Here is a 25948-nt window from a genome sequence, read left to right on the forward strand (position 1 = left end):
ATGTTCCTGGCGGCGGCGGCCGACCATACTCGGTGAATGTGAGCGTGCAGCCGAACGGACGGGACCGATTGCGGGAGTTGCTCGACGCGGTGGTGGCCGATGACAACGCCGGCGTCGGCGAGATGGCCCGCAGTAGTCGCGCTTCGGAATTTCACTTCTCCCGGGAGGTACGCCGACTCACCGGTGAACCACCGGCCGCGTTACGCAGGCGCGTGATGCTGGAACGTGCCGCGTGGCGGCTTCGGCAAGGTGAGGGTGTCGCCGAGGTCGCCGCCGCCGAGGGTTGGTCGTCGGCGGAGGTGTTCTCGCGGGCGTTTCGACGGGCGTTCGGGGTGCCGCCGTCGCGGGCGAGCGCCGTCGGATTCCGTTTGGCCGCACCGAACGGTGTGCATTTCCACCCGCCGCACTCGTTGTGGTGTGACGGCCGTGCGGGCGGTTCCGGGCCTGACATCGCGCAGTTCATGCTCGTCCACGACATCGCCGACACCGGGTATCTGATCGAGCAGGCCGCGGCGCTCACGGAAACTCAATGGCGACAGGAGATTTCACCGGGTCAGGTGGTACTGGACTGGGACGGTCCCGAACCCAGTGTCGCCGCGGTGCTCGGCACGATCGTGTGGACGAAAGAAGTGTGGCTGGCCACGATCGAAGGCCATGACTTCCCGCCGCGCACGACGACTGCGGAGGCGACCGCAGAACAACTTGCCGCCCACCACGAGGTGATCGGAAAGCGGTGGACCACAGTGATTTCCGAACATGCCGCGGCGGGCAGGCTGGCCGATACGGTGATCGACGCACTGTGCGATCCGCCGGAATCGTTTCAGCTGTACGGCATCGTCGCGCACGTACTGAACTACTCGGCGCACCGGCGCGGGCTGGCCCGCGCGATGCTCGTTCGTCACGGCATCGACACGCACCGGGGTGATCCACTGGAATGGATGAGAAGGGACTGATGAGCAAAACCGTCTACTACACCGCATCAAGCCTCGACGGTTACATCGTCGACGACAACGACAGCCTGGACTGGCTGCTCACGCGAAACATCGACCAGGGCGGCCCCTTCGGCTACGACGATTTCATCAAGACCATCGGTGCACTGGCGATGGGGTCGGCGACCTACGAGTGGATCGTCAAGAACGACACCGACGGATGGACGTACGACCAGCCGACGTGGGTGCTGACCCATCGGCCGCAAATCATCGTCGAGGGCCATCCGGTGCAGGTCTTCGAAGGCGACATCACCGAGTTGCACCCCAAGCTGGTCTCGGCCGCCGCGGGCAAGGACGTCTGGGTCGTCGGTGGCGGAGACATCGCGGCGCAGTTCGTCGCGGCCGGCCTGATCGACGAGATGATCGTCAGCTACACGCCGTGTTCTCTCGGGGCGGGCTCGCGGGTGTTGCCGATCCGCTCGGAATGGGTTCTGGCGGAATCGGCGGTCAACGGCGACTTCGTGTGCGCTCGCTGGACGCCGACGTAGATGAGAGCGTTCTCATCTACGTCTCACCGACGGGAGACTCACCACCCGCAGGCTTGACGGTGTGCGCACGACGATCCTGATACCCATCGCGGCCCTGGTGATCGCCGGGGCCGCGACGGCCGTCGGCGAACGCGGCGCCCGCGCCGACGAATCGCAGGCCGGCCAATGCCAGACCGACCGTCAGGACCTTCCATAACTCCGGTCGCTGCATGAGGCTCAGGAGCCGAAGATGAGCACCTTCTCATGCTCGCGGATTTACTCCGGCGTGTAACCGAACGGCAGCAGCACGCTCTTGGCCTGGGTGTAGGCCTCGATGCCCTCGGGACCGTTCTCGCGGCCGATGCCCGAGTTCTTGTACCCGCCGAACGGAGCGCCCGGGTCGAACGCGTACATGTTGACCGCGTACGTGCCCGTGCGGATCTTGGACGCGATCTCCATGGCCTTGCCGAAATCGGTCGTGTACACACTGCCGGCCAGGCCGTAGGGCGAATCGTTGGCGATGCGCACCGCGTCGTCCTCGGTGTCGTAGGGGATCACCACCAGCACGGGCCCGAAGATCTCCTCCTGCGCGATGGTCATCGAGTTGTCGACGTCGGCGAACACCGTCGGCTCCACGAACCAACCCGAATCCAGGCCCTCGGGCCGGCCGCCACCCGTGACGATCCGGGCACCCTCCTCGACGCCCTTCTTGATGTAGCCCTCGACGCGCTCACGCTGCTTCTCACTGATCAGCGGGCCGATCATCGAAGCGGGATCGTCGGGCAGCCCGGCCTGCATCCCGGCGGCAGCGGCCGCGAGCTTCTCCACGACCTCGTCGTAGCGCGACCGGGGCGCCAGGATGCGGGTCTGACCGACACAGGCCTGCCCGCTGTTCATCAGCCCGGAGAACACCAGCATCGGCAGCGTCGAATCCAGGTCGGCGTCTTCGAGGATGATCGCTGCCGACTTGCCGCCCAGCTCAAGCGTGCAGGGCTTGAGCTTCTCGGCCGCGATCTTGCCGATCTCCTTGCCGACCGCGCTCGACCCGGTGAACGTGAACTTGTCGAGCTCGGGGTTGTTGGTGAGGGCGCGGCCGGTCTCCACACCGCCGGGCACGACCGACAGCACACCTTCGGGCAGGCCCGCTTCGGCGAACACCTCGGCAAACAGGTTGGTGGTCAGCGGGGTCTCGGCGGCCGGCTTGAGCACGACCGTGCAGCCCGCGAGCAGCGCCGGGCCGAGCTTGTTGCAAGCCAAGAAGAACGGCACGTTCCAGGCGATCACCGCGCCGACCACGCCGATGGGCTCCTTGAGCACCATGGTCTGGCCGTAGATGCCGTCGCGAATGTCCTTCCACGCGAATTTGTCCGCCGCACCGGCGTAGTACTGCAGGCCGGACACACCCGCGCCGAACTGCATCATGTCGACGATGGTCGGCGGCTGGCCGGTCTCCAGCTTGAGCAGGTGCTTGAACTCGTCGGCCCGCTCGTTGACCAGCTCGACGGTCTTGGCCAGCACGGCCTGGCGCTCGGCGGGCGACATCCGCGGCCACGGGCCCTCGTCGAACGCCTTGCGGGCCGCGGCGCACGCGGCGTTGACATCGGCCTCGGCGGCCAGCGGCACCTGGCCGACTTTCTCGCCGGTGGCGGGGGAGAAGACTTCGATGATCTCGGAGGTCGACGGCTCGACCCAGTGGCCGCCGATGAACAACTTGTCGTAATCGGTCTTGGCGACATCCACACTCTGTGTCATGAGCGTCACACTACCCAGATTTCGGTGAAACGAGAACCTGTTCCAGTTGGGCGGTCTACCGGGGCCCTAGAACGAGCACCAGATTGCTCACCATGAACTCCCGCAACCCCGGCGCCGACGTCATCCACCATGCCCATCGTGGGTGGTAGCGGGGAAATGCGGCGATCAGCGATCCGGTGCTCGCGGCCCATTCCAGCCCGTCGGCGGCCGACACCGCGAACAACGACGATCCGTAGTCGTTCTTGGGTCGGTGGTCGTGTTTGCGGGCGTAGCGATCGGCCGCTCGTGCACCGCCCAGATAGTGGGTGAGACCCATCTCATGACCGCCGAACGGACCGAGCCACACCGTGTAGGACAACACCGCAAGACCGCCGGGGCGGGTCACCCGCAGCATCTCGTTGCCCAGCCGCCACGGCTGCGCCACGTGCTCGGCGACGTTCGACGACAGGCAGATGTCGACGCTGGCGTCGGCGAACGGCAGTGCCGTCCCGGACGCTCGGACAAACGTCCCTGCCCCCGGCTCTCCCGCCGGACCTGCGTGCATTTCACGCGGATCAGGCTCAACGCCGATGTAGTGCATGCCCGCGGCCTCGAAGGCCGATGCGAAGTAACCCGGCCCGCCGCCCACGTCGAGCACCGTGCGGCCGGTGGCGGCGTTGCCGGTCGCTCCGGTCCACAGGTCGGCCACCATCGCGACGGTGTCGTCGGCCAGCGCCCCGTAGAAACGGGCCGGCGCGGTCTGCTCGAAGCGGAACTGCGACAGCAACCGCACCGACCGGCGCAAAGTCGCGCGGCGGGCAAAGCGGTCGGTCGGATTCACTCGCCCAACGTACTGGCCGGTACTCTCAACACGATGTCCGCTGCGCCCATCTCGTCCGTCCTGCTGCTGTGCTGGCGCGACACCGGGCACCCGCAGGGCGGTGGCAGCGAAGCCTACGTGCAGCGCATCGGCGCGCAGTGGGCCAAAGAAGGCATGAACGTCACACTGCGCACCGCGCGCTATCCAGGGGCGGCACGCGAAGAGATCGTCGACGGGGTGCGGATCAGCCGCGGCGGCGGCCCTTACTCGGTGTACATCTGGGCCGGGTTGGCGATGGTGCTGGCCCGCATCGGCCTCGGGCCGTTGCGCCGGTCGCGGCCCGACGTCGTCGTCGACACCCAGAACGGCCTGCCCTTTCTTGCGCGGCTGGCTTTCGGCCGGCGCGTGGCGGTACTCGTACACCATTGCCACCGCGAGTTGTGGCCCGTTGCCGGACCCGTGATGGGCCGGGTCGGCTGGTTCGTCGAGTCGAAGTTGTCGCCGCGCCTGCACCGCCGCAACCAGTACGTCACGGTGTCGTTGCCATCGGCGCGCGATCTCAACGAGCTCGGCGTCGATTCCGGCCGTATCGCCGTGGTGCGCAACGGACTTGACGAAGCACCCGAGCAGACGCTCGAGCTGCCCCGCTCGCAGACCCCTCGGATCGTCGTGCTCTCGCGGCTGGTGCCGCACAAGCAGATCGAGGATGCCCTTGAGGCCGTCGCGCAGTTGCGGGACGATATCCCGGGCCTACGTCTCGACATCCTGGGCGGTGGCTGGTGGCAGGAGCGCCTCGTCGACCACGCCAACCTGCTCGGCATCGCCGACGCCGTCACGTTCCACGGCCACGTCGACGACGTCACGAAACATCGTGTGCTGCAGCAGAGTTGGGTGCACGTGCTGCCGTCCCGCAAAGAAGGCTGGGGGCTCGCGGTCACCGAGGCCGCTCAACACGGTGTGCCCACCATCGGCTACCGCTCCTCGGGCGGGTTGACGGACTCGATCGTCGACGGCGTCACCGGGCTGCTGGTCGACGATGGCGACGGTCTGGTGTCCGGGCTTCGGCAGCTGCTGACCGATCCGGTACTGCGCGCGCAGCTGGGCAGCAAGGCCCAGGCGCGCAGCGACGAGTTCTCCTGGGCGCAAAGCGCGGACGCGATGCGTAGCGTGCTTGAGTCGGTTCGCGATGGGCGCTTCGTCAGCGGTTTGGTCTGAGTTCGGCCGAGGTGTGGGTCTGCCCGCCTGTGAGCGACAATGTCGCTGAAATCGCCTCTGCTGCATCGGTTGTCCCGCTGGCCACACCAGTTTTGGGCTGATTGGCCACAGGAGTCGACTGGCGCAACAGCAGCCTCAGCGGTTACGTGCCCGCCTACGAGCGACTTTGTCGCTGGAGAGGTGGGCAATGGATGACGCTGATTGCCAACGGTATTCGGGGTGGCGTCTACGCCTAGGGCTGCTGTCACATACTGACTGGAGTCCTCGGCGTAGCGACAGATGGCACTCCAGAGGCTCCGGCCGCGAATGCAATAACCCCGCGCGCGACATTGTCGCTGATAGGTGGACAGCCGAATTTGCGTTACCGATAAGGCCCGTGAGGTCAGAGTGACCGATGTTGCTCACGCCGTGGGGCTCAAGTGAAAGACGTTGCACCCGAGGTGGTTTCCGCGACATTGTCGCTCATAGGCGGGCAGGCCGGCACCTCACTGGGTGGCCGCCACGGCATCGCGCACGCGCCGCCCTCGAAGCGCCGTGATCACCATGCCGAGCGCGCCCGCCGCCAACACCCCCAGCCACACAAGATGCGCGGCGATCATCAGCGGCCGGCCGGACGCCGCCGGCGCCGAGCCGCCGATGCGGTGCACGGTGATATCACCGTCGCGGTAAGCCACCGGCAACGGCAGATTCGACGGGATGCCGTTGGTTTGAACCACCAGCCAGCCGACGCCGGCATCGGCCAGCGTCTGCTGATCGGCGCCCGTCCGCAGCAGATCTTGGACCTCGCGGGCCCGTGCTCCCTCGCCGGGCACGATCTCACCGCCGATGAACAGGTCGCCAGTGGTCAGCACGTCGGCCCGCACCCAGCGCGGCAGCGGGTCCAGCACCGGTGCGGCGCCTGCCCAGTAGAACAGCCGCATGCTGTCGGGCGGCAACACCGCGACGGGGCGGGGATCGTCGTTGATCACGTCGGCCGCGGCAGCCCAGCCGGATGGGTATTGCACGGTGGCGACCGTGCCGCCGACACCCCAGGCCAGGTCGGGCAGCACCGCGATGAGCGCGGCACAGCACACCGCCGCGGCCGCACCGGCCGGCACGCGTAGCCGCTGCAACGCCTGCGGGGCCGCCGCTGCCGCCAGCACATACCCGGGCATGGCCAGCGCGACCCACTTCTGCCCGTCGCGCACGACCCCGAGACCGGGAACCGCACGCGTCACGGATTCCACGACGGCCAAACCCGGCCCCGTGGCCATCGCCGCGGGCATGAGCACGGCGAACGCCGCGAGCACCAGCAACGGCACCGCCGCGGGCTTGCGTAGGACGACCGGAAGGCCGAGCGCGACGATTCCGAGCAGCACCGCGGCGGCCACGACCGCGAAAAGTCCCGCGCGGGAGGCAGGGACGGCATCGCTGTTCCAGATGCCACCGAGGCTCGCCAGGCTGCCCAGCGTCGCCAAACCCGGTTCGGCGCGTGCGGCGAACGCATGCACACCGGCAGCCGGATCGGGCGACGACGAAACCGCACCCCCCACGGCCGCGGCCACGAGCCACGGCACCGCGGCCAGCACCGCCAATCCAACACCGCACGCCGCGACCCGCCACCGCTGCCAGCCGTCGCCCGGTACGGCAACGCAGGTCAGCGCGATCGCGGCGGCCATCATCAGCCCGGTCGGCGTCAGACCGGCAAGAGCGATCCAGAAGGCCAGCCCGAACGCCGCACGCCACGTAAAGCCGTCGGTCCGCATCCGCACCACCGTCGCGGCCACCCAGGGCAGGCAGCCGTAGCCGACCAGCAGGCTCCAATGGCCCTGCAGCAGCCGCTCGGCGACGTAGGGATTCCAGATGGCCAGCGTGGCCGCGATGAACTGGCCGGCGAGCCCGGCCGGTGGGACCACGAGCGATACGAGCCGGGCCGCGCCCCAGCCCGCGAGCCACAGCGCGGCCACCAACAGGACTTTCACCACCACGCCGCCGTCGATCACGGTCGACGTGAGCGCGACGAAGAAGTCCTGCGGCAGGGCCCGCGGCGCGGCCTCGGACAAGCCGAGCGCGGCGTCGGTCAGATAGGACCGCGGTGTCGACACCGCGTCGCGCAACAGCAGATATCCGGGTGCCAGCAGCGGGGCCGTCACCAATAACGACAGTGCCAGCGCGTACGCAGGCAGGAGGAAGGAGCGCCGGCTCAGATCGGTCGGTCCGGAGGCAGGTCAGACGGTCGCTGCGCGGGCAGCTTCTCGGTCTTGGCCTCCGCACCCGGTACCTGGATGCCCTGGGTGTCGAAGAACCCGTGGTCGGCGGTGTCGAGCCCGGGGTCGATCAGCGTCGACTCCGCCCGCACCGCGAACGAACCCACGACTGCGCCGCCGACCAATGCGATCAGGCCGAGCGCGGTGAACGTGATCGGCAGGATCCGCGTCCACAGCGCCACCCGGTCGCGTTCGTCCTGTGCGGCCGAGACCTGGGATTCGACGGTTTCCTCGGTCGAGGTGACCTTGTAGTCGACGTAGGTCACCTCGGGTTTGAGGGCCTCGCGCGCGTAGTACTGGTAGCCGTGCTCCTCGGCCTTGACGATGGTGCCCGACACCGGGTCGACCCAGAAGGTGCGCTGCGCGGCGTAGTAGCGGTCCATCGTGATCGACTCGTCCGGCTCACCGGGCACGCCCCACATCTCGGCTCGCGCGGTCACCGACGAGTCAGCGTCGTCTTCGTACAGCGATGAGTACTTGACCGGCTCTACCAATTTGCCTTCGGCGTCGTAGCCGACGTTCTGGATGAACCGGTAGGCGGTGAGCCCGTTGACGTCTTCTTCGCCGTCGTAGTTGGCGTCGAACGGCTTCTGGGCGATCGGATCGAAGAACGGATACGTCTTCTTCTCGGTGTCGAACGGGAACCGGTAGGTCAGGCCCTCGTGCGGCAGGGCGATGTTGGTCGGCGGCTTCTCGTCCTCGATCGCGCGCGGTTTCTGCACCGCACCGCCGGGGTTGTTCTCGCTGGACACCGCGAGCGCCGAGTTCCGGTTCACCGTGACGGTGTCGACCATCGCCAACAGCAGGCCGTTGTCCTGCTGGCGGTCCGTGCGGCGCAGCGAGCTGCCCACCTGCAGCGTCACCACTTCGGCGTTCGACGGCGCCTCGACGCTGATCTGCTGCTGCAACGCGACCGGAACGTTCCGGTCGATCGAGAACTTCTCAGCGGTCAGCGATGCCGGATCGAAGGCGGTTGCGGTTCCGTCGCTGACCAGCGTCGTGTCGATGTCGAGCGGAATCTTGGCGATTTTGCTCTTGGTGTACGTCGTCAGCAACAGTGCGGCGATCAGCAGGGCAGCACCCAACCCCATGAGTCCGCATGCCGCGATACGCAGCGCCACAGCGCGGTTCAAACCGGGCCTCCTTCGGTGTGGGCCAACTCGTCCTGAGGCAAACCCGTTCGACCCTAACAGCACTATTTAAGGCCATCACTTACTACGACGGCATCCGGCTGTGTGCATTAACCCGCAGTTTGGCGTGGGTGCGCCCGCCCGGCACACTGGTCGCCGTGACCACCGGAGAGTCGACGGTCGGCGGCACGCGTAGTTTCCTGCCGGCGGTCGAAGGCATGCGCGCCTGTGCGGCGATGGGCGTCGTGCTCACTCACGTGGCCTTTCAGACTGGTCACACCGGGGGCATCACGGGCCGCATCTTCGGCCGGTTCGACCTCGCGGTCGCGGTGTTCTTCGCGTTGTCGGGGTTCCTGCTGTGGCGTGGCCACGCCGCCGCGGCCCGCGGACTGCGCGAACGCCCGCCGACGGGCCACTACCTGCGGTCGCGGATCGTGCGCATCATGCCCGGCTACCTGGTTGCGGTCGTCGTGATCCTGCTGCTGTTACCGGAGGCCAAGGCCGATCTGACGGTGTGGCTGGCCAATCTGAGCCTCACTCAGATCTACGTGCCCTTGACCCTGACGGCCGGCCTGACACAGATGTGGAGCCTGTCGGTCGAGGTCAGCTTCTACCTCGCGCTGCCCCTACTGGCCTTCTTCGCGCGCCGGCTGCCGGTGCGCGCCCGCATCGGGGTGATCATCGCGGTCGCCGCGTTGAGCCTGTTGTGGGTGCGCATCCCGTTCGACGGCACCACGGGCCTCAACCCGTGGAACTGGCCGCCCGCGTTCTTCTCGTGGTTCGCCGCGGGCATGGTGCTGGCCGAACTGACCGTCAGCCCGTTCGGATGGGTACATCGCCTGGCCCGGCGCCGCGTGTTGATGGCCGTCATCGCGGCCGTCGCGTTCGGCATCGCGGCCTCACCGCTGGCCGGCCTGGAGGGTCTGCATCCCGGTTCGGTCGGCCAGGTGACACTGAAGACCGCGATGGGCGCCGTGGTCGCGGGCGCACTGCTTGCCCCGCTCGTGCTCGATCACCCCGACACGCCGCATCGCATTCTGGGCAGCCCGGTCATGGTCACGCTGGGACGTTGGTCCTACGGGCTGTTCGTCTGGCACCTCGCCGCGTTGGCGATGGTGTTCCCGATGCTCGGCGAATTCCTGTTCAACGGCCGCATGCTGGTGGTCCTGGTGTTGACGACGGTGTTCGGGTTCGCTCTGGCCGCGGTGAGCTACGCCTTGGTGGAATCACCGTGTCGCGAGGCGCTGCGGCGGTGGGAATACCGGCGCAAGCAGCCGGTCCCGCCGTTGGACAGTTCGATTACCCCGGAGCCGGAACCTGCGCCAGCCGCGCGATGAGGTCGTCGCGGTCAGGCATGTCAGTATCCGCCTTTCCGGTCGAAGATCCGGCGTGGGTTGTCGACGAGCATCGTGTTGATCTGCTCGTCGGTCACGCCGCGGTCTTTGAGCGCGGGGATCACATCGTTGTGGATGTGCAGGTAATGGCTGTTGGGCAGCGCTTTACCGGTCATCTCGTCGGGCAGCGCATCGAAGTAGCACCAGGTGTCGTGCGAGAGCACCATCCGGTCGGCGTGCCCGCGTTCGCACATCGTGGCGACGGTTTGCACGCGCTCGGCGAACGGTAGGAACACGTCGATACCGAACCGGTCCATGCCGATGTAGGAGCCGTTGGCGATCAACTCTTCGAGATAGCCGATGTCGGTGGTGTCACCGCTGTGGCCGATGACCACGCGCGACAGGTCGACGCCTTCATCGGCGAAGATCTGCTGCTGCTCCAGACCGCGGCGGGTCGCCGCGTGCGTATGGGTGGAGATCGGCACGCCGGTCTGGCGGTGCGCCTGCGCGACGGCTCGCAGTACGCGTTCCACACCGGGTGTGACGCCCGGTTCGTCGGTGGCGCACTTGAGGATTGCGGCCTTGATCCCGGTGTCGGCGATGCCGTGGTCGATGTCGCGGACGAACATCTCAGTCATCGGTTCAGACCCGCCCATGGCCGGCCCGCGGAAGTGGAACGTCATCGGGATGTCGTTGTAGGTGTAGAGCCCGGTTGCGACGACGATGTTGAGGTCGGTCGCGGCGGCGATGCGGGCGATCCGCGGGATGTAGCGGCCGAGCCCGATGACGGTGAGGTCGACGATCGTGTCGACGCCGCGCGCCTTGAGTTCGTTGAGCCGGGCGATCGCGTCGGCTTCCCGGCCGGCCTCGTCACCCCACGATTCCGGGTAGTTCTGGGTGAGCTCGGTCGACATGATGAAGACGTGCTCGTGCATGAGCGTGACACCGAGGTCGGCCGTGTCGATGGTTCCGCTGACGGTTTTTACAGTCGGCACCTGGCCGATGCTAGGACGGTCTCGATTTTCGGGTGGCAATTCCGAAAAGCCTGGATCAGTCCGCCCACTCGCTCGTGCGAGGCGGGCGCGGGGCCATTGTCGGGCTCCTTACGTTGAAAACCGTTGCGCAGCACGGGATCACCCCGGGATTGGACTCCTGCGGCGCACCGGATGTCTGCTCATGATCGAGATCCGGTTGAACGCGTTGATCGTGATCGCCGAATAGATCAGCACCGAAACCTGGTCGTCGGTGAGGTGTTTGCGCACACTGGCGTACTGCTCGTCGGACAGGTGGCCGTCGGCTACGAGGGTCACCGCTTCGGCGATCTCAAGAGCGGCCCGCTCGGCCTCGTCGAACAGGTCGGTTTCCCGCCAGGCGGGCAGCACCGCGATGCGCTGCGTGGTCTCACCGGCCTCCAGCGCCGCATGGGAGTGCAGGTCGAGGCAGAACAGGCAGCGGTTGATCTGCGACACCCGGATGTTGACGAGTTCGAGCGTCTTTCGCGTCAAACCCGCAGCCTTGCCCTGGGTGCGTATCTCGGTGCTGGCCTTGACCATTGCCTGGTAGACCGACGGAGTCTGCTTGTCGATGTAGATGCGATCGGGCACCCGTCAGCCCTACCGCGCCTTCACGGCGGCGAGGGCATCGGGTGTGACGGGGTCGAGGATGTCGTCGTAGTCGTGGTGGCGTTTGACGTACTTGGCGATGTACGGGCATACCGGCACGATGCGCTTGCCTGCCGCCCTGGTGTCGGCCAGGGCTTGCTCGACGAGCGTGCCGGCCAGCCCCTGGCCGCCGAACTTGTCGTCGATTTCGGTGTGGTAGAGGATCCGTTGGCCTTCGGTGTCGACGTAGTCGATCAGACCGGCGTGTTCACCGTCGACGGTGATCTCGTACTGGCGGGCGTCGGGGATATCGCGAACTTCAGCCATGGCTCCCACTATGCCGCAGCCGACCGCGCGGCCTGGCAACATCGTGTCGGTGGCTCGACACGGGGGTGGCCGATGACGACTCCGACACCGCGGGCGCCGGCGACCTCGACATGGGCGCCGCTGGCCTCACCGATCTACCGCGCGTTGTGGATCGCGCAGTTCGTGTCCAATCTCGGCACCTGGATGCAGACGGTCGGCGCACAGTGGATGCTCGTCGCCGATCCGCGCGCCGCCGTCCTGGTCCCGTTGGTCCAGACCGCCACCACGCTGCCGGTGATGCTGTTGGCGTTGCCGTCCGGTGTGCTCGCCGATCTGGTGGACCGGCGCCGCTTGCTGATCGCCACCCAGGGCGCGATGGCCGCGGGTGTGGCAGCGCTCGCATCGCTCACCGGTGCCGGCCTCGCCACCCCGACGGTGCTGTTGATCCTGCTGTTCCTGATCGGCTGCGGGCAGGCCCTCACCGCGCCCGCCTGGCAAGCCATCCAGCCGGACCTCGTTCCGCGCGAGCAGATTCCGGCCGCCGCGGCGCTCGGCAGCATGAGCATGAACGGTGCGCGCGCGATCGGGCCCGCGGTCGCGGGCGCCCTGGTGTCGCTGTCCGGGTCGACGCTGGTGTTCGCGCTCAACGCGGTGTCGTTCGTCGGGATCGTCGCCGTGCTGGTGATGTGGCGCCGCCCCGCCGCCGAACAGCTCTTTCCCGCCGAACGGCCGTTGGCCGCGCTGAGCGCAGGCGGACGGTTCATCCGGAGCTCGCCGATCATCCGGCGGATCCTCCTGCGTGCGGTGCTGTTCATCGTGCCCGGCAGTGCCCTGTGGGGACTGCTCGCGGTGATCGCGAAGAACCAGCTGAACTTGTCGTCGTCCGGTTACGGACTGCTGCTGGGTGCGCTCGGTGTCGGGGCGGTGCTCGGCGCGTTCGTGTTGTCGCGGCTGCAGGCCGCGTTCGGGCAGAACACCCTGCTGGTCGCCGCGGCCATCGGATTCGGCATCGCCACCACGGTGCTCGCGTTGGTGCACGAGGTGGCCGTGGTGATGGCGACGCTGGTTGTCGGCGGCGCTGCCTGGTTGTTGGCGCTGTCGACACTCAACGCCTCGATGCAGCTGAGTCTGCCTGCCTGGGTGCGGGCGCGCGGGCTGTCGGTGTATCAGCTGGTCTTCATGGGCGGGCAGGCGATCGGCTCGCTGGTCTGGGGCTTCGTCGCGGGGGCTGCGGGCAGCGTCACCGCCCTGTTGGTGAGCGCGGCGTTGATGGCGGTGTGCGCGCTGTCGGCGCTGTGGTGGCCGCTGCACGCGCGCACCGGCGACCTCGATCTCACACCGTCGGCCCATTGGCCCGAACCGGCACTGGTGTTCGAGCCGGAGCCACCGGACGGTCCCGTCGTGGTGCTCACCTATTACCGCGTCGAACCGGAGCAGGAAGCCGAGTTCCTCACCGCCATGGCGGCACTCGGCCGGTCCCGGCAGCGGACCGGCGCGGCGCAGTGGCAACTGTTCCGCAGCGGCGAACAGGCCGCCACGTTCGTGGAGGCGTTCGTGGTGCGGTCGTGGGACGAGCATCTACGCCAGCACCACACCCGCCTGACCGGTCACGATCTGCTGGTCGAGCAAGCCGTCGAACGCTACATCGAGGGCGAGCCCGTCTCACAACATCTGATCGCGGTGAAGAGACGCTAGTGTGAGGTGTACCACAAAGGGGGCGGGCGGACCCGGAGGAGGTCGACCTCATGACTCGGACACAATTCGGCTCACTCGGCGCGGGTGGCCTCAACTGGAACAGCCTGCCGCTGAAGCTGTTCGCCGGAGGCAACGCGAAATTCTGGAATCCGGCGGACATCGACTTCTCGCGCGATCGCGCGGACTGGGAGGCGCTGACGGAGCGCGAACGCGAGTACGCCAGCCGCCTGTGTGCCGAGTTCATCGCCGGCGAGGAGGCCGTCACCAAGGACATCCAGCCGTTCATGAGTGCCATGCGCGCCGAAGGCCGACTCGGCGACGAGATGTACCTGACGCAGTTCGCGTTCGAAGAGGCCAAACACACTCAGGTGTTTCGGATGTGGCTCGACGCGGTCGGCGTCACCGAGGATCTGCACAGCTATCTCGACGAGGTCCCGGCCTACCGCCAGATCTTCTGCGAAGAGCTGCCCGATGCGCTGACCGCGTTGACGGCCGACCCATCGCCCGCTGCGCAGGTCCGGGCCTCGGTCGTCTACAACCACGTCGTGGAAGGCATGCTGGCGCTCACGGGATACTATGCGTGGCACAAGATTTGCGTCGATCGCGGCATTCTTCCCGGTATGCAGGAGTTGGTCAGGCGCATCGGTGACGACGAGCGACGGCATATGGCCTGGGGCACGTTCACGTGCCGGCGGCACGTCGCTGCCGACGATGCCAACTGGACGGTGTTCGAAACCCGCATGACCGAGCTGATCCCGCTGGCGTTGCGTCTGACCGAGGAAGGGTTCGCCCTCTACGCCCCCGACATCCCGTTCGGGCTCGAAGAAGACGAGTTCCTGCAGTACTCCAGTGACAAGGGGATGCGGCGGTTCGGCACGATCGGCAGTGCCCGTGGCCGGCCGCTCGCCGAGATCGATGTCGACTATTCCCCGCTGCAACTCGAAGACACCTTTGCCGACGAGGACGAGCGAGCCCTGGCGGCCTCGGCGTGATCTTGTCTACGCAGCACGCGAGCGCGCTGTGGTGTCGGCGAACCCCTCCGCCGCCGACACCACAGCCTTGTGCACGCGGGCGTGCACAACCCGCCCGGATCCAGCTAATTCACCGCCTCCCGCCTGCGCGGGTGAACAACTTCCTGGATCTGCCTACACGCCGTCGCGGCCGGCTCAGGGCCTCCCCCATGTAGCAAACCTTGAAGCCGGCGTTAACGGTGTGCGTCAGTACCGTAGGTATCGGGTACCTGCCTTGTCAACCGGTACAACGGACAGACCTGGTCAGCCCCGGTGTATGGGGCTGCACCGCATGCTTCAAAGTTCGCTGGGCGCCTGCGGACCGGGTTTGCCGGTGGGGCTACGCCACGGTGGCACGGCCGAGGCAGCCAAGAACGCCACCGAGACCAGGGCAAGGAACTGCACACCGGGGGAGTGCCCGATGTACCCGTCTACCGACCGCCACGGGTTCTGGCTCAGAACCGCCCCGGCGAGGATGAACCCGACCGCCGCCGCGCCGACGGTGACGTTGTCACGCCAGCGTGCGCGGTTGCGCAAGAGATGCCGCACACCGATCGCCGCGCCGACCACGGCCAGGCCGGCAAGGCCCGAGACCGCGGCGCCCGCGACCAGCACTCCCGCTCCCGCGATCAATGGGCCGGGGCGCCACGGACGGGCGGGCTCCGTGGCGGGCGCAGGCCGCCGCACCGGCAACAGCGCCAGCAGTGCCAGGAGTGGCAGTAGCGCCAGGCCTCCGATCAGGCCGACGCGGTACGGCGTGTTCGAGCCGAAGGACAGCGTCACCGTGCCGTCGGTCCCCGCCGGGATCAGCCAGCCCTGCTGCCACCCGTTCACCGTCACGGGCGTCAACCGATTGCCTTCGGCGTCTCGGGCGGTCCAGCCCGGGTTCACGCTTTCGGGCACCGTCAGCACTCGCTGGGTGGGCGCCGCACCGACGCGGACCTCGCGGTGGTCCGGTGACCATGCCGCGACATCAGCGGGAGTGGTTGTAGCCGTGCGCAATTCGTCGGCCAGGGGGGTGGACAGCACCACGCCGTCGACGATGAATGCCGCACCCGGGCTGACCAGAAGCTCTTGCTGCCCGGCAGGCAGGGCCACCGGTTCGCTGCGGCATGGCTGCGCCGGGATCGGGTCGCCGTCGAGCAGCGCGCCGACTGTCGTCTTCACCGACGTCTGGATGAACTGCCCGGCGACGCCGATGATCGGGCCCTGCCCACACGGAAGACTCACGGCCCGTTCGCGGTTGGCCGCGGCGTCGGCAGCGCCGACCGGCTTGCCGCGCCCGTCGAGCACGGTCAGTTCGGCAAGCCCAGGCGGCTTGAGCTGATCGAACCCGAGTGACGTGCGGTCGATGATGTCGTTCCAGGCCAACAGCGAGACAGTGATGGTGTCGGTCACCTTGGGCTTGAGCGTCAGTGTCTGCGTCTCGCCGTTGCCCGGCAGTTCGTGCATCTGCGGGCCGTCGCCGAGATCGACCGCCACCAGGGTCGGATGCGCCGGCGGCTGCGTCGAACCAGGATCGATGCGCAGGGCACCGACTTCGGTGCGGGCCGGCAGTTTCAGCGTCAGTGTCGGTGGCGACTTGAACTGCACGACGCGCTGCGAGGCGGTCCACGATGTCCGCGGATCCCCGTCGGTGGCGGCATAGGCCGAACCCAGGATGTCGATCGGATCGGCATCGCCGAACGCTCGGGTGGTGCCCGGCTGAGCGACCAGATCGGCCAGCTTGGGCCCCTGCCTGCCCCGTATCCACACCGTCAGTTGCACTTCGGTGGCCTCCGGGACGGTCAGGGTGCGGCTGAGGTTCACCGGTTCCTCGGAGGCCAGCGCCATCGCGGCCGCGCAGCGCACGCCCACCGGGCTATCCGCGCAACCCGCCCGGCCGAGCAGTTCGGTACCCAGATCCCATTGCGCCACAACCGAACCCGCTGGCGGGCCGGGTACCTCGACGGTATGGCGAAGGTTGACCGGATGGGCGAAGCCCGAGGCGTCGTACTGGGTGATCGCCAGATCGGTGATGCCGAACTGCACGCCGGCCGAGCCGTCGTCGGTGCCCACCGCGGTGATACGAACCCAGGGTGTTTCGCCGACCGGCAGCGGAATCGTCATCGGCTTGCCCGCGGTCTCGAACCGGCGCGTGCTGGTGCCGGTCGCCGTGGCCACCTCGATCCGGCGCACCTGCGCACCGACGGCGGTGGCACTCGGCGTGATGGTGATGCTGGCGTTGGTGACGGGATGATCGAAATCGACCTGCAGCCATTGGCCGATGGCGGCTTGCAGCGCGTTGGACACCCACGCGGTCGAACTGTCGCTGTCGATGGCTGCCGCAGGTCCCGTGGCCGGTGCGACGTTGGGCAGGGCCGTGGAGTCCGCGGCCGAACTGGACACCGACAGTCGCCCACCGGTCCAGGCGCCGTAGACCGGATCGGCGCCACCCGCGGGATAGTCGGGCACCCGATTGTGGGTGTGGCGCGCATCGTCCGGCGTGCGGATGGCCGACGCGTGGTCATCGACGCGGCCGTAGTCGATCTCGCGTGCGGTCGGAGTGTCGGTGACCACCACGTCGGTCACCGGTAGACCGGCGCGCTGGGCGTCGGTGGCCAGCAGCATCGGACCCAGCGGCGGCTTTGCCGACAACCGGCGTCGCTCGTCGAGGCGCAGCAGCGCCTCCGGGGCGCCCGCGACGCGCGTCATCGCGTCGGCGTCGACCAGGTAGGGCGCTGCCGGATTCGATCCGCCGGTGTCGACACGATAGATCTGCACGGCCGGATAACGCGGCCGCAGTCCGCTGTCGGCCACGAATCCCTCGAGGGTTCCCGGGCCCACGGGATCGCCGAATTCGGCCACCTTCGACAACCCCGGTGAGCCTTCGATAGCCCGGTGCACGAGGATCGGCCTGGCGGATCGCGACACGTCCGGATCCAGGTCGTTGCGCACGACGACGTATGAAATACCTTGGCGGGCAAGCGTATCGGCGAGGCCGGCGGACGGGCGGCCGGCTGCGAACAACCGCTGCACCGAGTCGAGGGCGCGAATCGTCTCAGGCGGTGTCAGCGGTATCGAATCGCGCACACCCCACGGGCTCTCACCGAGAACCTGCAGCGGCTCGTCATGGCTGTTACCCCACACCTGGGTGGCGAACGGCGCACCGGGCGCAACCAGCACGCGGCCGCGTTCGGTGTTGTGCTCGTCGAGCCAGTCGGCGGTCTCGTGCCAGTACTGCGGGATCGCGGTGAACGTGCCGGGCGGGGTCAGCCTGCCGGTCCAGGCGAGTGAGGTGCCCGCCGCGAGCGCGGCGAGCACCACGATGGCCACCGCGATCCGCTTGTCGCGCTCCGGGCGCGCGAATGCCCGAAGCCACACCGGGCGGGGTGCGCTGCCCGGCAGCGGGATCCGGCCCAGCAAGTGCGCCAGTCCGAGCGCGAGCGGCAACCGGATCACCGGCTCGAGCTTGGCGAGGTTGCGCAGCGGCGTGCCCGCGCCGTCGAGGAACGCCTGAACCTGCAGCGCGACGGGCGAGCCGAGGCCTCCGGAATAGCCGAGCGCCAGCAACACGACGCCGATCAACAGCATCGTGATCAACCGGCCGCGCGCGGGCATCGAGCGAAGCGCGAGCCCGGCCAAACCGGCCGCCGCGATCAGCGTGGTGGCCAGAACCGCCATCGTGCTCGTCACGAGCGAGGCGCCCGCGGTAGCGCTGGGCGCCACGAACGGCGTCCAGCTGTCGGTGCCGCGCAACATCTCGGTCAACGACATCCACTGCGTGGTGACGCCCGAGGACTCGATGAAATCGAGGAACGGCGGGCTGATGCGGCCCAGCATCACCAGCGCGACCACCCACCACGTGATGGCCAGCACCGAGCACAACGCCCACCACGCGGTGAACCGCCACCAGAGCCGGTTCGGCCGATGGCACGCCCACCAGATGACCGCGGCCAGGCATCCGGTCAGGGTCGCGACAGCGTTCACCGCCCCCATCAGTGCGACCGCACCCGCCGAACGCGCGGCCATCAGCCGCACCGAATGCGTGCCGCGCAACGCGAGGATGACCGGCAGCAGCACCCACGGCGCCAGCATCATCGGCAGCGTCTCCGACGAGATCGCGCCGAGGGTGGTCAGGACGCGCGGCGACAGCGTGAACGCGACGGCCCCCAGCACCCGCGAACTGGGGCTGCCGATGCCGAGGGCCTCGGCGACCCGCAGCACACCCCAGAACCCGACGGTCAACAACAGCGCCCACCACAGGCGCTGCGTCACCCAGCCGGGGATGCCGAGCAGATCACCGGCCAGGAAGAACGTGCCGTGCGGGAAGAGATAGCCGTAGGCCTGGTTCTGGGCCTGGCCGAACGGCAGGTCGCTGTTCCACAGGTTGAACGCACGAGCCAGGAACCGCATCGGATTCGCGGTGAGGTCGAGCTTGGTATCGGGTGATATCTGTCCGGGCGACTGGGCGAAAGTCAGGACGAGTGTCGCCGCAGCGACCACCCACAGCCAGCGCCGCGAGAGCGGCGGGGCCGGGTTAAGTACGGTCGCCGTACTCGACCCGGTTGAGTACCGATGACGCCGGATCGCCCGCTTGCAGCGGAGGCTTCGTATCCTGCTGCACCATCAGCGTCACACCGAAGACGGCGGCCGCGCCCAGGAGCAGGCCGACCACGATGCTGGCGGCGGAGGGGACGACGAACCGGTTCACCCGGCCAACGTAGCACGCTGACGATAGTGATCGAGGCCACTGACGAGCGGGTGTTCCGGCGTTCCGGCCGCCGGTGAGTGGTCCCGGTGCGACACGCAGGGGATCGATTACCGCCTCGCCACCGGCTAGGGTCAGGCCCCATGGCTTCACCGCGCCTCCTCGCGACGTTCGTAGCGATGTCCGGACTGCTGCTGGCCTGTTCCTCGCCGAGCAGCCCGCAGCCCGCACCCACGACCGAGCCGCCGGCCATGCAGCCCGTGGCGACCAATGAGCCGTTGCCCGCCGCGCCGCAGAGCTGTGATCTGGCGAGCCTGCCGGTGCGTGACAAGCTGGCGCAGCTGCTGACGGTCGGAGTCACCGGCGCTGCGGACGCGCGGGCGATCGTCGCCAATCAGCATGTCGGCGGCATCATGGTCGGCAGTTGGACCGACCTGTCGATGCTCACCGACGGTTCGCTTGCCGACATCGTCGCCAACTCGGGACCACTTCCGCTTTCGGTCAGCGTCGACGAGGAAGGCGGTCGGGTATCGCGGCTGTCGTCGCTCATCGGCAGCCAGCCCTCGGCTCGCGACCTTGCTCAGACCCGCACCGCCGACGAGGTGTACGGCATCGCGCTCGAGCGCGGCCGGGCCATGCGCGGCCTCGGCATCACCGTCGACTTCGCGCCCGTCGTCGACGTCTCCGCGAACAGCGCCGCGATCGGTGACCGGTCGTTCGGCGATGATCCGGCTGTCGTGACCGAGTACGCCGGGGCGTACGCCCGTGGACTGCGCGATGCCGGGGTGCTTCCGGTCCTCAAGCACTTCCCCGGTCACGGCCACGCCTCGGGTGACTCGCACACCGGCTCGGTGACCACGCCGCCGCTCGCCGATCTGCAGAACAACGACCTCGTCCCGTACAAGACCCTGACCACCGCCGCGCCGGTGGCCGTCATGGTCGGGCACATGCAGGTGCCCGGGCTCACCGGCGGAGACCCGGCCAGCCTGAGCCCCGCCGCGTACCAACTGCTGCGCTCCGGCGGTTACGGCGGCCCCGGTTTCAACGGAGTCGTCTACACCGACGACCTGTCGAGCATGGCCGCGATCAACCAGCGCTACGGCGTGGCCGACGCTGTTCTGCGTGCCCTGCGGGCCGGTGCCGACAACGCGCTGTGGGTCACCACGGGCGAGGTGCCCGCGGTTCTCGACGGGCTGGAGCAGGCGGTGGCCGCGGGCGATCTCAGCCAGGCCGCCGTCGATGCGTCACTGCAGCGGGTGGCGGCCGCCAAGGGCGGGATCCGCTGCGGCTGACGCTCACTTCACGACGGTGACGGTGCCCAGTTCCGGGTCCGATGCGCTGATCGGATTGCCTGCCGCACGCAGCGCCGTCAGCAGGTCGACGACCTCGGCCGTCAGACGTTCACCGGGCATGACGAGGGGAATGCCCGGCGGATAGGGCGTGATGGCCTCGGCCGCGATGCGATCGGTCGCCTGGCTGAACGGCACCGCGCCCGCGTCGGCGAAGAACGCTTCACGCGGGGTCAGCACCGTGTCGGCGCGAAACGCCAGCAGGTCGGCGATCAACATGTCGTCGGCGCTGGCCGGCCCGGCGCTGCGGCCCGACCACTGCGCCACCTCGGTGAAGCCGGCCACCAGCCGGTCCATGTCGGCGTCGGTGTTGCCGATGGTCGAGATGCAGAGCACGTGGCCCGGCCCGCTCAATTCGGGCTGGACGCCGTGCACCTTGTTGAGCCGCGCGACGAGATCGCGTGCGTCGGCGGCAAGGCCGCGGGTGCCGATGAGCAGTTTGGTCTCATCCAGTCCGTGAAAGCCGGTGTGCGCGCCGGTGGCGTCACCGGGCCGCAGTACCCGCAGGCCGTCGATCGCGGCCAGCCGGGTCGCGGCGCGTCTGGCCCGATCCAACGCCGCGTCGAGCATGTCGCGCCCGTTCACCATCATCTGGCGGCGAGCCAGATCGATCGACGCCATGATCGCGAAATGCGGGCTGGTGGTCTGGATCAGCTGCAATGCGCGGCGCACGGCGGCCGGATCGAGTTCGGCGGGGTCGATGTGCAGCACCGCGGCCTGGCTGAGCCCTGACAGGATCTTGTGCACCGATTGCACGGTCGCGCTCGCGCCGGCCCGCTCGGCCGCCACCGGCAGTTCGGGATGGAACGCGAAGTGCGGCGAGTGCGCCCCGTCGACCAGAAGTCTGGCGCCGAAGCGCCGGCACAGCGACGCGAGCGCCTCGATGTCGGCGGTGGTGCCGTAGTACGTCGGGTGCAGTGCCCACAGCGCTTTCGCGCCGGTCTCGGCGAACGCCCGTTCGACCACGTCGGCGTCCAACCCGTGTGCGACGCCGAATCCACCGTCCCAGCGAGGCTCGAGCCAGACGGGCCGGGCGCCGACCTGCACCAGGCCCGCGAGCACCGACTTGTGCGCATTGCGTTGCACCAGAACAGGTTCGCCGGGTGCCAGTGCCGACAGCGCCATGGCGATGTTGCCACTCGTCGAGCCCTGCACCAGGATGAAGCTCGCGCCGACACCCCACGCGTCGGCGATCAGTTCCTCGGCCGCCAGGATGGGGCCCTCCGGACAGTGCAGGGTGTCGGTGTCGGGCAGGTTGTTGAGGTCAACGGCGGCAATGTGATCGCGGAACCACGGGTCGAGTGTGCGTCCGCCCTTGTGGCCGGGGCTGTAGAACGGCGCCTGGTCGCGTTCGACGAACCGGCGCAGCGCCTCGAACAACGGTGCGGCCTCGTGGTTCACAACGCGTACACCCGGTTCGCGTTGTGTACCCCGATCATGTCGACGATCCGGATCGCGTCGGCCTCGGTGCAGTCCCCGGCGCGCACCCACTCACCGAGTACCAGCCCCATCGCGCGCCGCCACAGCACCGAGCCGAGCAGATGCAGTTCGGGCGGGCCGAACGCATCCGACGAGTACAGCTGCTTGGCGAACGGCGCGGTCTCCAGGGCTTCGGCCACCAGGCCCGTCGACCGCACACCGAGATAGTTGATACCAAGTCCCACATCGAAATTCACGTGATCGAACGCCTGCGCGAGATAGCCGGCCTTGCGGTGGAACGGATAGCAGTGCAGCAACAGCACCGGAACCGGTGTCATGGTGCGCAGCAACGGCAGCAGCAGCATCGGGTCGGTGCGGTGCAGGTCGAGGTCGCGGTCGCCGAACCCGACATGCACCTGGATCGGCAGGCCGTGCGCGGCGGCCTCATGCACACCGAACGCGATCAGCACCGGACTGTCGAGCCGCAGCGTGTCCCGCCCGGCGAGTTCCCTGGCGTGCTCGACCACCTGCGCATCGGCCGGGCGAGACCAGTCGATGTCGAACGAGGTACGGTACGCCGCAATCGTCTTGGTACCCACGGTGCCCGGGGCAGCGTCGGCCAGCGCGGCGCGGAACGCGTCGGGAAAGTCCTCGGGGCGCGTTCCGTCCTCGAGCAGTTCCTCGGCCAAGCGCTCGAGCCGCAGGATCGACGAGGATGGCCGTCCGCTGAGCTGGGTCAGCCGCTCGGGGGTGGTGATGAGATCGCCCTGGAAGCCGGTGTCGACGACCCAGCGCTCGACGCCTGCCAACGGCAGCATGAGCTCCGACAGTTCGTCGGGGCCGAGCTCACTGCGGCGTTTCCAGTACTCGTCGGCGCCCGCATGGGCGGGCAGGCCGAGAACCGGTGCGCACCAACGCCGTATCGACAGCCCCAGCGGGGAGTCGAACTGCGTCATGAAATCCGGTACCGGATCGGTGGATCCCTCGTTGATCGACGCCTCGAACCCGGCTCGGTCCACCGGCTTGTCGAACGTCCCGTGCACATGGTGGTCGACGAGGCGGACGGTGCGCAGGTGGTCGGCAAGTTCGGCGGGCACGGCGGATCCGACGCCGTCGAATACATCGATGGGTGAGCCCGCGAATTCACCATCCGGCATATCGTGCGACCTCCTCTGCGTCGACCTTTCCCGCTGCCGCGTCGTCGATGGCCGAACCGAGGATCTCGGCGGCCCGCACGGCTTGCTCTTCACTCAGTATCAGCGGCGGCGTGATCTCCAGGACATTGCCTCCGACGTAGTAGACCACCGCGCCGAGCTCCCAGGCCCGGTAAGACACCTGGGCGGCCAGCCGGGGATCGGGGTCCCAGGTCGCGGGATCGATGAGTTCCAGCCCGATCGCCAGTCCACGGCCCCGCACGTCGCCGATCACGTCGCTGTCGACCGCGCGCAACGCATCCTGCAGTACCGCACCGACTTTCACCGCGCGCTCGGCGAGCTGCTCGCCGACGATCGTGGCGAGTACGGCGCGACCGGCCGCGGTGCAGACGGGGTTTCCGGCGGTGGTCAACAGTGCCGAAGCGGCCGGCTCGTCGAGCAGTGCGGCAGGTCCGACCGCCGCCGACAGCGGCAATCCGCCGCCCAGCACCTTGCCGAACGTGACGATGTCGGGGACGACGCCGTCGTGTTCGAACGCGTGCAGCGTGCCCGGCCTGCCCAGGCCCATCTTGACCTCGTCGCAGATCAACGGGACTCCGTGGCGTCGGCATACCTCGTGCAGGTCGGCGAGGAACCCGTCGGGCGGCACGACGAGCCCGCCATCGGACAGGATCGGCTCGACGATCAGACACGCGACCGTTCCGGTCGCCATGTGCCGGTCGGCGAGGTCGAGGCAGGCCGCGACGTCGGCGCCGACCTCATCGCGAGCCGGCCGGAACGGGTTGGGATAGGGCAGGAATGCCACGTCGGCGTCCGCGGGCACGCCCGCGTCGACGTGCACGCCCGATACGCCCATCGCGACGCCGACACCGCCGTGGTAGCTGTGCTCGAATGCCAGCACGGTGCGGCGTCCGGTCGCGTGTCTGCAGGCCCGCAGGGCGACGTCATTGGCGTCGGATCCGGCGTGGCCCAGATACACCCGGCGCTCACCGGTTCCCGGCACCAGGGCGAGCAGATCCTCGGCCAGGCCGACGGAGTCCGGATGGACTGCCGCCAGGCCACCGGCGCCCGGCGCGGTGCGCACGGCCCGGCTGACCGCGTCCGCGACAGCCGGATGCCCGTGCCCCAACCCCGACGCCGTCCACGTCGCCGACAGGTCCAGCAGTTCACGGCCATCGGGGGTGATGAGCGTGCAGCCGTGCCCCGAAACCACCTCCAACGGGAAGAACCGCAGCTTCTCGACCCCGGCGATGACGGCTTCGTCGCGCTCGTAGAGCGTGCTCACCGCACCTCCACCGGCGGTGTGAGCGCCAGCTCGGCGGTCAACGATTCACCGACACGTTTGGCGATCCCCGAGGCGGCCAACGCGATCACCAGACCGACCGCACACCAGTACAGCCCCAAAAGCGGTGCCGCGGTCCAGGTTTCGGCGTCCTTGACGTTGAACCACAACACCACCGCGATCACCACCGCACCCAGCAGCGGCAGCGCCAGGCCCAGGACCTTGCCATGGCCGCCGTGCACGTCGACGAACTTGGGTGCGCCGACGAACCACGCCGCGGCGATCTCGACAAGCAGGTAGCACACCATCAGGCACACCGAACCGGCCACCGCGAACAGGAAGTAGGTGTCGATCGCATCGTTACCGGTGCCCATGTCGGGCCAGCCGATCGCACCGCAGATCAGGTTGATCACCAGCGCCAGCCCCACGACGAGCCACGAGGCGCGCCGCGGGCCACCCGTCGCTTCGTGGATGTGCGCCAAGGACTTCGGGCCGAAGCCGTCGCGGCCGAACGCATAGAGCATGCGGCCCGACGTCGCGGCGGTGGCCATGTGGCAGCCGAACGCCGCGACGGTCGCGGTGAAGATGATGAGCAGCGAGAACCACTGCCCGATGTAGCTTGAGCCCAAGTCGCCCAACGTGTTACCCGAGCTCTGGAATGCTGCGAGCCCAGCCTCGTCGGTGCCGAATCCGATGACCTGAGCGAACATCACGACGACGAACAGCACTCCGGTCAGGATCAGCGTGCCGGCCAGCGCGCGCGGGATGTTGCGGCCCGGGTTGTCGGTCTCCTCGCCCATCGATGCGCAGGCCTCGAATCCGGCCCAGGACAGGAACGCGGCGACCACACCGCTGAGCACGGCCGCGGCCGAGACACCGCCGCCGGAGAACGAGAACACGCTGAAGTCGATTCCGGTGGTCTCGGCGCCGCCGCGCGCGAAGATCACGACGACCAGCACGACCATCGCGACGATGCCGATGCCCTCGATGCCGAGGAGGATCTTGGCGAGCAGCCTGATGTCACGACCGGCCAGTGCGAACGAGATCACCGCACCGATCACCACGACCACCAACCAGGGCAACTGGTAAGGGTTGTCGCTGGCCGGTTGCAGTTGGGCGATGAACGCGTTGGTGAAAGCCGCTGTCAATGCCAGGGTTCCGATGGAGAATCCGACGTAGGCGCCGAGCATCGCGAAGCCCGAGAAGAATCCGGCGCGCGGCCCGACGGTGCCGCCGACAAGGGCGTAGGCCGATCCGGCGTGGTTGAGATGACGGGTCAGCCGCACGAAGCTGTAGCCGACCAGCGAGACCCCGATGAGGCCGATCAAGAACACCAGCGGGATCGCCTTGCCGACGGTGCCGATCAGTCCCTGCCCGTTTCCCGACATGGCCAGGGTCGGGCCGACCGTGGCGACTGACAGTGCCAGCGCCACCCAGAACGGCAGGCGCCGGTGCGGCAGTTGATCGGATTCCGGTGTGGCGCTGGTGGTCATCGAGAGTCTCCTTCGGG

21 protein-coding genes are annotated in these 25948 nt (G+C 68.3%); 8 read left to right on the forward strand and 13 right to left on the reverse strand.

Going from position 1 to position 25948, the window contains the following annotated elements; translation table 11 throughout:
- Window positions 1–44: 44 nt before the first annotated feature.
- From AWC31_RS21360 to AWC31_RS38155, 3 genes are all read left to right on the forward strand, one after another.
- Entirely contained in the window at window positions 45–953 is a 909-nt protein-coding gene (locus AWC31_RS21360) for a helix-turn-helix domain-containing protein (RefSeq protein WP_085146335.1), read from the forward strand.
- Window positions 953–1477 (forward strand): dihydrofolate reductase family protein, encoded by a 525-nt coding sequence (locus tag AWC31_RS21365; RefSeq protein WP_085146334.1) that lies wholly within the window; start codon window positions 953–955, stop codon window positions 1475–1477. The genes AWC31_RS21360 and AWC31_RS21365 overlap by 1 nt, the downstream gene beginning before the upstream one ends.
- 61 nt (window positions 1478–1538) lie before the next feature.
- On the forward strand, window positions 1539–1673 hold the full coding sequence (locus tag AWC31_RS38155) for a hypothetical protein (RefSeq protein ID WP_264051771.1): 135 nt from the start codon (window positions 1539–1541) through the stop codon (window positions 1671–1673).
- 59 nt (window positions 1674–1732) lie between these two features.
- On the opposite strand, the gene AWC31_RS21370 is transcribed toward AWC31_RS38155, so the two are convergent.
- Complete coding sequence (locus AWC31_RS21370; protein WP_085146336.1) at window positions 1733–3208, reverse strand: aldehyde dehydrogenase; 1476 nt, start codon at window positions 3206–3208, stop codon at window positions 1733–1735.
- Window positions 3209–3263: 55 nt separating this feature from the next.
- Entirely contained in the window at window positions 3264–4028 is a 765-nt protein-coding gene (locus AWC31_RS21375; RefSeq protein ID WP_085145997.1) for a class I SAM-dependent methyltransferase, read from the reverse strand.
- Window positions 4029–4061: 33 nt separating this feature from the next.
- On the opposite strand from AWC31_RS21375, the gene AWC31_RS21380 reads away from it, so the two are divergent.
- On the forward strand, window positions 4062–5222 hold the full coding sequence (locus AWC31_RS21380) for a glycosyltransferase family 4 protein (protein WP_085145998.1): 1161 nt from the start codon (window positions 4062–4064) through the stop codon (window positions 5220–5222).
- Between the two features lie 485 nt (window positions 5223–5707).
- On the opposite strand, the gene AWC31_RS21385 is transcribed toward AWC31_RS21380, so the two are convergent.
- Window positions 5708–7387, reverse strand: a complete 1680-nt coding sequence (locus tag AWC31_RS21385; protein WP_085145999.1) for an MmpA family trehalose lipid delivery protein — start codon at window positions 7385–7387, stop codon at window positions 5708–5710.
- Window positions 7388–7404: 17 nt separating this feature from the next.
- Window positions 7405–8601 carry a cell envelope lipid trafficking protein PgfA gene (gene pgfA, locus AWC31_RS21390; protein ID WP_067848413.1) on the reverse strand — a complete coding sequence of 399 codons (1197 nt, stop codon included), beginning with the start codon at window positions 8599–8601 and terminating at the stop codon, window positions 7405–7407.
- Between the two features lie 215 nt (window positions 8602–8816).
- Here pgfA and AWC31_RS21395 point away from each other — a divergent pair, with 215 nt between their 5' ends.
- Window positions 8817–9935 (forward strand): acyltransferase family protein, encoded by a 1119-nt coding sequence (locus AWC31_RS21395; RefSeq protein WP_234816967.1) that lies wholly within the window; start codon window positions 8817–8819, stop codon window positions 9933–9935.
- Window positions 9936–9955: 20 nt separating this feature from the next.
- Here the strand turns inward: AWC31_RS21395 and AWC31_RS21400 are convergent, their stop codons facing one another.
- The 3 genes from AWC31_RS21400 to AWC31_RS21410 all read right to left on the reverse strand — a co-directional run bounded on the left by AWC31_RS21400 (window position 9956) and on the right by AWC31_RS21410 (window position 11860).
- Window positions 9956–10927, reverse strand: a complete 972-nt coding sequence (locus tag AWC31_RS21400; protein WP_085146001.1) for a phosphotriesterase family protein — start codon at window positions 10925–10927, stop codon at window positions 9956–9958.
- A 138-nt stretch (window positions 10928–11065) separates the two neighbouring features.
- Window positions 11066–11485 carry a carboxymuconolactone decarboxylase family protein gene (locus AWC31_RS21405; RefSeq protein WP_085146337.1) on the reverse strand — a complete coding sequence of 140 codons (420 nt, stop codon included), beginning with the start codon at window positions 11483–11485 and terminating at the stop codon, window positions 11066–11068.
- A 60-nt stretch (window positions 11486–11545) separates the two neighbouring features.
- Window positions 11546–11860, reverse strand: a complete 315-nt coding sequence (locus AWC31_RS21410; RefSeq protein ID WP_085146002.1) for a GNAT family N-acetyltransferase — start codon at window positions 11858–11860, stop codon at window positions 11546–11548.
- 72 nt (window positions 11861–11932) lie between these two features.
- Here AWC31_RS21410 and AWC31_RS21415 point away from each other — a divergent pair, with 72 nt between their 5' ends.
- Both AWC31_RS21415 and AWC31_RS21420 read left to right on the forward strand, forming a co-directional pair.
- Window positions 11933–13534, forward strand: a complete 1602-nt coding sequence (locus AWC31_RS21415) for an MFS transporter (RefSeq protein WP_085146003.1) — start codon at window positions 11933–11935, stop codon at window positions 13532–13534.
- Window positions 13535–13584: 50 nt separating this feature from the next.
- Entirely contained in the window at window positions 13585–14526 is a 942-nt protein-coding gene (locus AWC31_RS21420; RefSeq protein ID WP_085146004.1) for a R2-like ligand-binding oxidase, read from the forward strand.
- 315 nt (window positions 14527–14841) lie between these two features.
- Here AWC31_RS21420 and AWC31_RS21425 read toward each other — a convergent pair whose 3' ends face one another.
- Window positions 14842–19029: an alpha-(1->3)-arabinofuranosyltransferase gene (locus AWC31_RS21425; protein WP_085146005.1), complete on the reverse strand. Its 4188-nt coding sequence runs from the start codon at window positions 19027–19029 to the stop codon at window positions 14842–14844.
- Window positions 19030–19063: 34 nt separating this feature from the next.
- Window positions 19064–19237: a DUF2613 domain-containing protein gene (locus tag AWC31_RS21430; protein WP_018602702.1), complete on the reverse strand. Its 174-nt coding sequence runs from the start codon at window positions 19235–19237 to the stop codon at window positions 19064–19066.
- A gap of 140 nt (window positions 19238–19377) precedes the next feature.
- On the opposite strand from AWC31_RS21430, the gene AWC31_RS21435 reads away from it, so the two are divergent.
- Complete coding sequence (locus AWC31_RS21435) at window positions 19378–20526, forward strand: glycoside hydrolase family 3 N-terminal domain-containing protein (protein WP_085146006.1); 1149 nt, start codon at window positions 19378–19380, stop codon at window positions 20524–20526.
- Between the two features lie 3 nt (window positions 20527–20529).
- Here AWC31_RS21435 and AWC31_RS21440 read toward each other — a convergent pair whose 3' ends face one another.
- The 4 genes from AWC31_RS21440 to AWC31_RS21455 are packed head-to-tail and all read right to left on the reverse strand — an operon-like array spanning window position 20530 to window position 25931.
- On the reverse strand, window positions 20530–21984 hold the full coding sequence (locus AWC31_RS21440; RefSeq protein ID WP_085146007.1) for an aminotransferase class I/II-fold pyridoxal phosphate-dependent enzyme: 1455 nt from the start codon (window positions 21982–21984) through the stop codon (window positions 20530–20532).
- Window positions 21981–23159: an amidohydrolase family protein gene (locus tag AWC31_RS21445; RefSeq protein ID WP_085146008.1), complete on the reverse strand. Its 1179-nt coding sequence runs from the start codon at window positions 23157–23159 to the stop codon at window positions 21981–21983. Before AWC31_RS21445 ends, AWC31_RS21440 begins: the two co-directional genes overlap by 4 nt.
- A complete protein-coding gene (locus tag AWC31_RS21450; RefSeq protein ID WP_085146009.1) occupies window positions 23146–24441 on the reverse strand; it encodes an aspartate aminotransferase family protein in 1296 nt (431 codons plus the stop codon). The genes AWC31_RS21445 and AWC31_RS21450 overlap by 14 nt, the downstream gene beginning before the upstream one ends.
- Complete coding sequence (locus tag AWC31_RS21455; protein ID WP_085146010.1) at window positions 24438–25931, reverse strand: APC family permease; 1494 nt, start codon at window positions 25929–25931, stop codon at window positions 24438–24440. The genes AWC31_RS21450 and AWC31_RS21455 overlap by 4 nt, the downstream gene beginning before the upstream one ends.
- Window positions 25932–25948 lie beyond the last annotated feature (17 nt).

The sequence above is a fragment of the Mycolicibacterium wolinskyi genome, assembly GCF_002101965.1.
Taxonomy (GTDB): domain Bacteria; phylum Actinomycetota; class Actinomycetes; order Mycobacteriales; family Mycobacteriaceae; genus Mycobacterium; species Mycobacterium wolinskyi.